The sequence below is a fragment of the Sphingomonas sp. S-NIH.Pt15_0812 genome (genome assembly GCF_003951315.1).
Taxonomy (GTDB): domain Bacteria; phylum Pseudomonadota; class Alphaproteobacteria; order Sphingomonadales; family Sphingomonadaceae; genus Sphingomonas.
The window spans coordinates 1-10,466 of the sequence record NZ_QLJH01000057.1 but is presented as its reverse complement, the minus strand read 5'-3'; the positions used below and the strand labels follow the sequence as shown (position 1 = coordinate 10,466).

The following is a 10,466-nucleotide window of genomic DNA, read 5'->3' as shown; positions in this document are numbered from 1 at the left end:
GCCGCCCTGACCCAGCATGATCTCAACCTCGCGCAGCTTCCCGATGATTTCCTCGGGCTTGTGCTTCTTGGCAGGCATTCGTCGTCCCTTCCTTGGTCCAGACTGTCATAGTCGATGGACCACTCAGAGGGGGGCAGCTCAGTCAAAGCACGTGCCACTCATAGCCGTCAAACGTTCGATTGCCGATTGTCCAGTGCGTTGGACGAACTCGCAGCCGGTCACCAAAGGCGTTTGGCTCTGGCACAATCATACCGCCTTCCAGCACGGTATCGCGAAACAAGACCACCGCTTTCGGCCCTCGTTCGCGATCCAGCCATGCCTCCCAGCGCTGCATGGTGAGCGGCTGCCCAGCGCGCCGTTCTTCGAACAACGGGCGCAGCGCCGTCAGGAGTGTCCGACGTCCGTTCGAGGCCGCTCGGATTTGCGCGTCGAGATTGGCGAAGTACATCATCCCCCGGCCATAAGGTACCCGTCGCACGTCCTCGCGAGCGAAGGGCGTCGCCTCGATCCTCTTCATGGTCCAGCTCCTCGCCACGCTGCCGTAATAGTCCCTAGCCCACTTGCCGATCTCGTTGGCGCAATCGCTCCAATCCCGCAGACCAGCCTCGCACGGTAGCGTAGCCGAGACGTACACGGTGAGCCCCTCGTTGAACCAGGAAGCTGATCGATCGCCAAACTGCCCCACCCAGTTGTGGGTCATCTCGTGAGCAATAGTTCCTTTCACCCGCTCCACGTCCTGCCCCGGTAGATAGGTCGGCGATCCCACCGTAATGAGGCTGGCGCTATTGCCCACCGACGCCGTACCGGTTGCGAAGGACGGTGCATCCAGTGCGCGGATCGCAAGGAGGTAGGGAGGTTTGCCAAGGTAACCGAAGGTGTCCGCCAACAATGTGTAGACTCGGTGTGACCAGGCCATCATCGTCGTCGCGTCAAAGGGCGGAGCGCCGAGCGTGTAGGCGTTGAAGCGGTCGCCAGATGACTTCTGTGCCGCCTCGAGCGGCCCTGCCATCAGCCATCGGTCGATCAGCGCCTCGGGGGCGCCTTCTGCTATGAGGATATCGGTGCCGCCGGCAATGACGCCGCTGGATCCAGGGGCCATGCGGGACAGATCCCAACGGAGAGTTGATCGGCGAAGACCGGCAATCTCAGGTAGGACGAGGACACTGCCACTGTTGCCCGCCACGCCGAGACCGGCGGCCTTCATGCCATAAGGCGGTCCACCTTCGGAAAATGGCGTTAACGGTAATCGATAGCGGACCATCACATTACCGGTTAGGTCGCGATCACTAATCCAGCGTCGAACAGGGCCAGCAGCGCTCGCCACTTCGCTGACGCTGGCGCCGACCTTTCCACCGGCATCCGCGACGGTGAAGTCGGAGACGACCGAGCCGATTGGCACTATACCGGCGAAGCGCACAGGCGCCGTGAGCGTCAGTCGCTGCGGCTGCCCGGTCATGGTGATCCGTTCCTCGACGGCCATGCCGATAACTCTGTGAGACGCGTCCGTCTCTGGACGTAGCAGGATCGCCAGCGTCGGCTTGGTCGTCTTAACGTCAGGCGAATGCGAAGACGCCAGAGAGGGCAGCGCAGCCGTCATTATCAGCGATGCGCCCACCAACCATGCAGCGGATATCGACCGTATGCTCATGTCATAGTGCTGCTCGCATCATCTAGCCGGCACCAGTTATTTCTTACATCAAACACCGGAAAAAACCGATCAGCAGCAGTAGCCAGGTTGCAAAGACGACGAGCAGATTGAGCAACACCAATGCCCCGAGCGTCGGCACCGTGGACGATGACAATCTTTCCTTGCCGCCGCAGCGAAGCCAATAATCGGCTGGACGGCCAGCAATCAGGTGAACGAACGTCCGAAGCTGGGGAGAGAAGATAATGACTTGGGTGACCGCTATTGGGTCGTCCTGGTCGTGACAGCTCCCGCCCCAAACGTAGAGTTAGCCGAGGCAAATTGCGGGTCTTGGAGATGGACATTGTGAACCGGGGTTCTGACACACGCAAACGCCTAAGAAGCCGTGGTCGCATGAAAAGCGTCGAAACTGGACGGTTTTGACACCCGCACGCTTCAACCAAGTATGTGGTCTGCGATGGCACCGGCCGTCGTCCACCATATACGACGATCATCCCTTTCACGCAGTCGCGTCAGAACCCGATCAAGCTGAAGCGCCCGGTGTGGCTGCCCCATGATATAAGGATGGAGAGCGATGCCGAGAACGGACGGGCGACGATCACATTCGCTAAGCAACTGCTCAATCGTATCTTCAATCATGCCGGCGAATGTCGTCGCCTCCTGATGGCGGGCGATGACCGAGGGTATGTCGTTGACCTCCTGCGAATAGGGAATTGCAAGAATGCCCTTGCCGCTGCGGGTTTTCAGCCGCGTGGGTTGATCATCATGCGCCCAGTCGAGCACGTAATCGAAACCGGCCTCCTCAAGCAGGTCCGGTGTGCGGTGACTCTCGGAGATCCAGGGCCCCAGCCAGCCACGCGGACGGACACCGATAGCCGCAAACTCGTCGAGCGTGCGCGAAATCATCGCCCGCTCTTCATCCTCGCTTTGCTCGCCCTCGGCCTGCGCGTTGGTGCGTCCGTGCGCGGCGATCTCGCCGCCGCGGTCACGGCATGCCTCGGCGAGCCCTGGGCATTGCTTGATAATGGCGCTGTTGACCAACGCCGTCGTCTTGAGTTCAAGGCGATCGAACAGCTCCATGAAGCGCCAAGCGCCGACACGATTGCCGTAGTCCCGCCACGCGAAGTTCATGACGTCCGGTTGGGTCTTGGAGGGTGCGAGTTCCGCACCCATGCCATCGCCAAAGGTGAACACTTCGTGATTGACGCCCAGATAGATCGCCAGACGACGTTCCTCCGGCCAGGAGTAGTCGGGACGCCCGACGATCGGCTTGTAGTCGTAGCGTCCATGATGCGGCAGTTCGCTCATCGCCTTCCACTTTCCTGATTGAGAACCTGCACGATCGCCTGCGTCGCGCAGCGCTCGTCGTTCACTGCGCCGCCCGAACCCGCAACGCCGATACCGCCAATCACGTTGCCATCGATCGCGAGCGGCATGCCTCCACCGAGCAGCAGCAGTTCTGGCATGGTCACGAGGTTCCGCGAAGTCGGATCGTCCACCGCGCGTTGGGCGAGGACAGACGTGCTCGACTTGGTTGACAGAGCCGTGAACGCCTTGCGCTGCGCGGCGAGCGTATTGTGCGGACCGACGTCTTCACCGCGCTGGAGCGCAACAAGGTTGCCGCCGCGATCGACCACGGCAACGACGGACTCCTTGCCGATCGCACGGCACGAGGCGACCGCCGCGTTTGCCAGTCGATTGGCAAGTGCCAGAGACACGGTTTTCCGCTCCAGCGGCACCGCTGGCCCGGAAGCCGCCAACGCCGCAGGCAGAAGGGCAAGAAAGCTCAACATGAGGACGTGTCTTTCAGAAACGATCGTCAGGATGGCCGATCAGGCAACACCGACAGCAATCAGGGCGGCCCACCCAACGAGGAACGCGAGCACGAGCCAGGTCAGGATGGCCCCGCCTGCCCGGGGTAGGTTCGAACGCCTTAGATCCATCCCCATCGGGTGAGCGATACGGGCGATCACGAAGATCAAGGCCGTCAGGCCCAAGGCCACGCCGCTCCCGCGGGCAAGCTCGATCAGGGCGAGCAGCACGAGAACGAACGGTGCGTATTCGACGAGATTGGCATGGGCGCGCATGCGCCCAGCCAACAGATCGTCGCCGCAATCGCCGATCAATACGTCACCCTTCACACGTATGCGGACGATCCGCAGGGCCAGCCACAGGTTGATCGCGCCTAGCGCTGCAGCCGCGCCCATCGCAATCGGAAGCGTCGCGACGATCATGTTCAATTCCCTCGGTAGGTCGAGTAACCATAAGGGCTGACAACTACCGGAACGTGATAGTGACCCGCTTTGTCAGTGACGTGGAACGTCAGCGTGATCTCGGGGAAGAACGGCGAGGCTGATGCGTCCGGGTAGCGCGACATGTCGAACTGGAGCCGGTAGATGCCGGTATTAAACGACTTGGCGTCCCCGAAGCTGCGAATGCGCCCGTCGCCATCGGTCGTTGCCGATCCGACCTTCTGCCAGCTCCCGTTCGCGCTGCGTTTCGAGAGCGTGACGGGCACGGCCTTGCCACCCACGCCGCGGGCAAGATCAAGCACATGGGTCGAGATGTCGGCAGCGGCGGCAGGCGTGGCGATGGCGCCGATCAGCAATGCGAGTGCGATGGTCTTCATAAGCGGGGTCCTGACTTGTCGAAGGAGGAAAGAAGCGTCTCGAACCGGGATGCCGGCGCGGCGATGATCTCTCCGCGTTGTACGAGACGACGATTGCAGGGCGGTGCGGCGACGGCTGCGGACGCATTGTCGGCATCGACGAGAACGAACGTCGCTTCGTCTCCCAGGTCCATGCCGTAGTGTTCGCGACCGAGAACGGCAGCGGCGTCCGTGGTCGCCATGTCGAGGGCAATTGCGAGTTCGGCATCGGTGAAGAAGCCGGAGCGTCCGAGCATGTCGGCATCGCCATACGGCCACCAGGCGTCACGGATGTTGTCGTTACCGGCGAACACTCGAACCCCGGCGCGGCGAAGCAGCGGAATGGGCGGGAAGGCGCGGTTGCCGGGAGCGTTGGTCATGATCGCCACGCCGGCGTCAGCCAGTAGATCAGCAGTACGGGCCGCTTCGTCCCGCTCTACATCGCCCAACGCATAGGCATGGCTTACGGCAACCTTCCCCTGCATCGCTGCCGCCTTGGTGCGTGAAGCGACACGGCGGAGCTGCTCGATCCCTTGCTGTCCGGGTTCGTGAAGGTGGATGTCGATCTTGACACCCTGGCGCTCGGCGACACCGAATACCACGTCGAGGTGAGCGTCTGCGTCGCCGTCAAACGCCGAGGGGTCGAGCCCACCCACAACACTTGCACCTTCCCTGATTGCTGCGTCGAGAAGGTCGGCGGTGCCGGGAGAAGCGAGGATGCCCGCCTGAGGAAATGCGACGATCTCGACGTCCACTTTCCCGCGCCACGGCTCGCATGCGGCCATGACCGCGTGAAGATGGTCGAGCTTCAGCGAGGCGTCGATATCGACGTGGCTGCGCATCGCGACGGTGCCAAGGCGATGGGCTTGCGCCAGAAGGGCATCGGCTCGTTCCTGGACGGGTAACGCTCTCGCCAGAAGCTGCTTTTCGATGGTCAGCCGCTCGCCAAGATCATCTGCGGGCCGATGTGGACGCCAACCGTCCCCGACGAAGCTCTTGTCGAGATGGATATGCCCTTCGATGAAGGCGGGGAGCGCCAGCAGACCGTCCAGATCAATCGCCTCGGTATCGTCGCTCAGTTCCTTGGGGTCCACAAAGCGGCCAGTGCGCACGCCAAGGTTCTGTGTCCTGCCGTCTTTGCAGAGAACGTTGCGGAACAGGCGGGTGGTAGCAGGATCGCGCACCAGAAATCCTCATGATTGCCAAGCCGTGATCTGGTTATCGCTGGAGACATTTACGAATGATATGTTTGAATGATTATCATTCAGAGTTAGAATGCAGCCGTGCTTGACCTGAAACTTCTCCGCACGTTCGTCGCCGTAGCAGACACGGCGAGCTTCACCGACGCTGCCGAACGGTTGAACTCCACTCAATCCACAGTCAGCCAGCAGCTTGGACGTTTGGAAGCCATGCTCGGTCGGTTGCTAATCGATCGGTCGTCGCGGCCGATCTCGCCATCACCGGCGGGCGAGCGCTTGTTGGGTTATGCCCGCCGACTTCTTGTTCTCCAGGACGAGGCACAGGCCTTGCTCGCGGATCCGGCAGGGACGAGTACGATTCGGATCGGCGTTCCGGACGATATCGTGACATTAGCCATGAGTTCCTGCTTCGCGCGGTTCGCCGGGCACCATCGCCAAATCCGTCTGGACGTGACGACCGGCCTCAGCCGCGATCTGAAGAAGCGGTTCAGGAACGGCGAGTTCGACATCGTGATCGTCAAGGAGGCAGTGACCGATGGGGACGCCCGGGCGAGCTTTCCTGAGCCGCTGGCCTGGTTTGAGGGTGAGAATAGCGAGGTCTGGCAGGATCCCATCCCGCTTGTCACATTTCCACCAGGCGGCCTTTATCGCGACCTGATGATCGACCGGATCGAGCGCGAGCAACGTCGATGGTACATCGCCTTTACCGGGAACAGCCTTGGCAGTGTCCTGTCGGCTGTCGAGGCGGGGCTAGGAGTCTCGGTATTGCCGGTAAGCACCACCACGGCCCATGCCGTTCGTGCCAGCACCATTTTTTCCTCGGAAGCCGCCCTTTCGTTGTCGATCTACGCGTGGGAAGTCCGTGGCTCAGCTAGTGAGCTTTTGCAGGATATGCTGGATGTAACGGCTGCCCGCTCGGATAGTGGAGGCACTGCCTGACGGTAGCGCCTCACATACACCCCGCGAACATCCACCTTTGAGTCGTCGTTACGGCGGGGCAGGGCGGCTGATCTTCCCCATTCATTCAGCCCGGCTATTCTTTTTCCCCATCCTCGCAGGCCAATTTCGGAAAAGAGTAACTGAATACAGTTTTTTGGAAAGCCGATGCTCGGGACGTCTCTCGGCACGCTCAGCAGGGCCACCTTCCCGCTACGGGTTCATTGTCAAAAATGACCGAACGCACTCCGTGTCGGCTGTTTCAATCCTAAAGACCAGTACGTATGGTATGTTGCCGCCAAAGGGAGTAAAACAGCGATGAATACCAAAGTTCTCCTGTCGTTGACGGTAATCCTAGCCCCACTTGGGATGGCAAGCCCTCTGCAAGCGCAGCACATGAATGCTATCGATGCCCCTTGCCGGGCGGCAGGCACAGGGGCTGATCAAGCAAATTGCTTAAATCTCGCGGCGAAAAAAGCTGATGGTGATCTGAACGGTGCTTATCGACGGATCATGGCAGTGCTCGGGTTAAGTGACAGCCAAAAGCTTCAGAGCGCCGAACGTGCTTGGCTTATATACCGCGACCAGACATGTGCCGCTGAGCGCGATCTTTATGACGGCGGGACCGGCGGCCTTGCTGCCTACCCCGCATGTATGGAGGCGGTGACACGTCACCGCATAGACGACCTTAAGGCAGCATATTGGTGGCAAGTCGAAAAAATCGGCAGCTAAGGCATATTGATCCCTGAGAAGTGCCTGTCCGTATTCCTCCCACATCACGATATTTGAGTCCGAAGGGTCAGGTGCCAGGCGCGGTCATACTGCGGATATGAATGAGTGGCCGAAGTTGGGGAGTGAGGAAGAGGCCAAAAATGACCGCAACTGGGTCGTCTTCCGAAAGGGCGCGAATGGTACACCCCTTGCTATTGCACACGTTCTGTTCGCCTCTACGAGTAGTCACCTAAAAGAGGTGAGTGACAATGAGCCGTAAGACGATGGGCTTAATCCTGATGATGATGCCGCTGCCTGCCCAAGCCCAAATCCCTCCACCGCCACCATTGCCAGGCCAAAACGTTCTGGGTGAAAATCTGATTCGCTCTATCGAAGCGAAGGATTTGGTTTCCTATGCTAAGCTGCTGTCAGACAAACTGGTGGTGTACGACGACGGAAAAGTGGTTGCGCGTAACAAGGAGGAGTGGTTGAAAGCCTTCGGAGAAAAGCTGGTGGCTGAAGGCGTGACTTTCGAGGTGTCTCCCGGATTTTCATCTACCGGGCGACTTTTGTTCATCGAGTACTTCAACTCGACAGGCAGCTGGGGCGGCAGCCTTCCTGCGCATTGTTGCTGGTCATACGATGCTGTGGCCTATGATGTTGCGGAAGGGAAGGTGACGGTCATACGGCGTCTCCGCGGAGGCGACACTAAGCTGGATGAACGTGGCTTACCCGCCAGATGAGGCAGTTGTTCAAAGCTGGTGCTTGTGTATCCGCTGCGGCCAGAAGTTCAAGGCAAGGAACACCAGAATGGCTGCGAACATTACGAAGCCGAACCACAATACAGGGCCAAATGCCCAGCCACGCGCTGCGACAGCGCTGGCGAAGGCGAACGCTAAAGCAACTGCTGCACCTGCTTGCCACCGCGTCTTACTGGCGGATGCAACCCGGCGTCGGGTAAGTCGCTGATGGTGGTTGTGGCTGACAAAGCCGAAACCACCAAAAGCCAAGACGGACAGGATAAAGCTTAGCGGCGGTTCGTGGTGCGTCTCACGCTTGCTCTGCTGCCAGTGTGAACGAATGGCAGAAGTTGGGGACGTAGAAACTGGCCGGGGATGACCGCAACTGGGTCTCCTCGGCGGAAGGGCAGGGCGGCTGCTCTCGCCCACTAGCAGACAACAGGCGCTCACCCGAAGCTGCCAATTGCCGCGCCAGCGCCGCGGATCGTCAGCGTCGAAGCCCGGCTACTGTGCCCACCCCCTGCAGCGTGTCGCGCTGAAGCGCAAACGCCAGACCAAGCTCGCCGCCTGCTGGGCCGTAGAGCTGGCCCGCAAAGCGTCCAGTCGCGCCGTCCGCGCTTGTGAGCCCGCCCGAGATGCGGCCGTCTGCGGCAAGCTGGCCTTGAAAGAGTAGCGAGATGCGCTCGCCGGCACTCGGCGAGGAACTGGATAAGGCGATTACCGTCCCAGTCACCGTTCGCGCTGCAAAATCAACAGTTAGCTGCGCATTTTGCGCGATCAGCCCGTCCCCCCCGGTCGGCCGGGCCGACGCACCTGTTAGCACCACCGTATAGCTGCCGGACCCGCTTGTCGGAACGTCGCCCGAGACAGTGGCCGCTCCGCCGACATAGCGCCGCTCAACCGAGTCAAGCCGGCCAGCGGCGTTGCGCGGCTGTTGGTTCTGAACCACAATCACTGTGTAGCGTAGCGACGACGGCAAAGGTCCTAAATTTGGGCCCGGCTGTGCCCAACTCGCAAATCCGATTGAGTTCTGGTAGACGATCCGGTCTGCCCCCTGCAGAGACATCTCGGATCCGTGATAAATATCGGCTGTGCTGTTGAAGCGAGCGAGCGCCAACTGCCGCGATGTTGCGACGTAGTTCAGATAGGGATTGACTACCGCGTCCTGCAGCGCCGCCGCGATGGCGCCATAGCTGTTGGAGTTTGTGCTCGTATCAATTTGCGCGATCAGTTCGGCGCCGATCAGAGGAATGCTGCGGTCCTGACTCAAGTCGAAGGCGGGGCTGTAGGCGAAGGTAGGAACCGGCGTGGGCGTTGCGGTTGGCGTGGGAGTAGGGGCAGGCGTCGGCCCCGGAACCACGGGAATTGATCCCGAACTGCCGCTGGCACCACCACCACCGCAGCCGCCAACCAGCGCTAGTCCAGCTGCTGCCGCTGTGCTGTACACGATCCTCTTAGCAAACACCTGCAACTCCCATCTGCCAGCGTCTACCCTGCACCGGTCCACGAGCAATGTAGCGGAATGCAAAAGGAAACCGCAATTGAGCGGGGGGGGGGGGCACTCGCGTGCGCATCCAAGGAAAATACCGCGAGGTCGTCCAACTGCAAACGTCCGCTTTCCTCCCAATCTCGGCTGTTCTGAGTGGCCCGGCAAGCTCGCTTAAGCAGCCGATCCGCTCATATGAATGAGCGGCTGCTTTCGGGAAGCGAGAAGGCGCGTGCGAACGGCCGTTTCTGGGTCTCAGCATCCGAGTCGATGTAGCGACGGCACCAAGAAATTGACGTTGAGAAATTCCTTAGGATTATGCTCCTACCGCATCTCGAAGGATGAGCGCGCTAAAACCCTTCGTGTCTTATGGCTCAAAGATGCAACGTGGCAGATTGATGTCGCTGGCGCGTCAGGTTGCCGGACCGCGGGCGGTGGTCGTTCTCCTGGTCTCGGCGGTGGCACTGTGTCTAACGACGCTGATCTATGTCCAACACACTGCCAACCTTATCGTCAGCCGAGACATGCAAACTGCGGTGTCGCTGAGCGAACTCGCGGCACGGTTCGACCATGAGGATGGCAACCTATACCGCCTCATGGTTGATACCGCAGCCAATGGTCAAAGCGCGGCAAACAATAACCAGCTTACCGCGATCCAAGATCGCATCGATAGGATAAACGCTGATCTGTCAGTGCTGAAACAAAGCCTCGAGCCGGCCGAGCGACGTCGTGCCCAACGGATCAGCGTCGAGCTTCATAAGTACAGTGACGCCGTCAAAGTCGTATCATCGATGCTCGAGATCAATTTTGCAACTAGCGTGGCGATGTTGCGCCCATTCCGCGCAAACGCCGATAACGTGCTTTCCGAGATCAAGGGCATCGCGGCGTCGGGGATAGCCGATGCCAGCCGCCATGCGGAGGCCGCAGCTTGGCGGACCCGGCTGCTGGTGGCGGTGGTCACCGGCGCGGTGCTGGTCGTGGCGGGGCTGTCCTACATCTGGCTGGCGCTCGCAGCCGAGCGCGGCAAGCAGCTCCGGTCGGAGATCAGGCGGAGGGATCAGGCCGAGCAAGAGGCGTTGCAGCTCGCGCGTACCGATCCGCT

The 10,466-nt window shown here is 60.5% G+C and carries 11 protein-coding genes; 4 read left to right on the top strand and 7 right to left on the bottom strand.

Annotated features, from left to right (window positions below; genetic code table 11):
- Window positions 1-142: 142 nt before the first annotated feature.
- The 6 genes from BRX43_RS19165 to BRX43_RS19140 form a co-directional block, all read right to left on the bottom strand.
- Window positions 143-1,480 (bottom strand): hypothetical protein, encoded by a 1,338-nt coding sequence (locus BRX43_RS19165; RefSeq protein ID WP_125996666.1) that lies wholly within the window; start codon window positions 1,478-1,480, stop codon window positions 143-145.
- Window positions 1,481-2,080: 600 nt separating this feature from the next.
- On the bottom strand, window positions 2,081-2,953 hold the full coding sequence (locus BRX43_RS19160) for a polysaccharide deacetylase family protein (RefSeq protein WP_125996665.1): 873 nt from the start codon (window positions 2,951-2,953) through the stop codon (window positions 2,081-2,083).
- Complete coding sequence (locus BRX43_RS19155; RefSeq protein ID WP_125996664.1) at window positions 2,950-3,438, bottom strand: heme-binding protein; 489 nt, start codon at window positions 3,436-3,438, stop codon at window positions 2,950-2,952. The genes BRX43_RS19160 and BRX43_RS19155 overlap by 4 nt, the downstream gene beginning before the upstream one ends.
- Window positions 3,439-3,477: 39 nt before the next feature.
- The gene (locus BRX43_RS19150; protein WP_125996663.1) at window positions 3,478-3,879 is read right to left on the bottom strand and encodes an MAPEG family protein; all 402 of its coding nucleotides are present in this window, start codon (window positions 3,877-3,879) and stop codon (window positions 3,478-3,480) included.
- 2 nt (window positions 3,880-3,881) lie between these two features.
- The gene (gene uraH, locus BRX43_RS19145) at window positions 3,882-4,274 is read right to left on the bottom strand and encodes a hydroxyisourate hydrolase (RefSeq protein WP_125996662.1); all 393 of its coding nucleotides are present in this window, start codon (window positions 4,272-4,274) and stop codon (window positions 3,882-3,884) included.
- The gene (locus BRX43_RS19140; protein ID WP_125996661.1) at window positions 4,271-5,476 is read right to left on the bottom strand and encodes an amidohydrolase; all 1,206 of its coding nucleotides are present in this window, start codon (window positions 5,474-5,476) and stop codon (window positions 4,271-4,273) included. The genes uraH and BRX43_RS19140 overlap by 4 nt, the downstream gene beginning before the upstream one ends.
- Window positions 5,477-5,575: 99 nt before the next feature.
- Between BRX43_RS19140 and BRX43_RS19135 the strand changes: the two genes are divergently transcribed.
- From BRX43_RS19135 to BRX43_RS19125, 3 genes are all read left to right on the top strand, one after another.
- Complete coding sequence (locus tag BRX43_RS19135) at window positions 5,576-6,430, top strand: LysR substrate-binding domain-containing protein (RefSeq protein WP_125996660.1); 855 nt, start codon at window positions 5,576-5,578, stop codon at window positions 6,428-6,430.
- Window positions 6,431-6,823: 393 nt separating this feature from the next.
- Window positions 6,824-7,159 carry a lysozyme inhibitor LprI family protein gene (locus tag BRX43_RS19130; RefSeq protein WP_206433297.1) on the top strand — a complete coding sequence of 112 codons (336 nt, stop codon included), beginning with the start codon at window positions 6,824-6,826 and terminating at the stop codon, window positions 7,157-7,159.
- Between the two features lie 248 nt (window positions 7,160-7,407).
- The gene (locus BRX43_RS19125; protein ID WP_125996658.1) at window positions 7,408-7,881 is read left to right on the top strand and encodes a hypothetical protein; all 474 of its coding nucleotides are present in this window, start codon (window positions 7,408-7,410) and stop codon (window positions 7,879-7,881) included.
- Between the two features lie 484 nt (window positions 7,882-8,365).
- Here BRX43_RS19125 and BRX43_RS19115 read toward each other — a convergent pair whose 3' ends face one another.
- Window positions 8,366-9,148 (bottom strand): transferrin-binding protein-like solute binding protein, encoded by a 783-nt coding sequence (locus BRX43_RS19115; RefSeq protein ID WP_125996656.1) that lies wholly within the window; start codon window positions 9,146-9,148, stop codon window positions 8,366-8,368.
- Window positions 9,149-9,705: 557 nt separating this feature from the next.
- Between BRX43_RS19115 and BRX43_RS19110 the strand changes: the two genes are divergently transcribed.
- Window positions 9,706-10,466, top strand: a 761-nt coding sequence (locus BRX43_RS19110; protein ID WP_164523686.1) for a hypothetical protein, incomplete at its 3' end; no start/stop codon positions are given.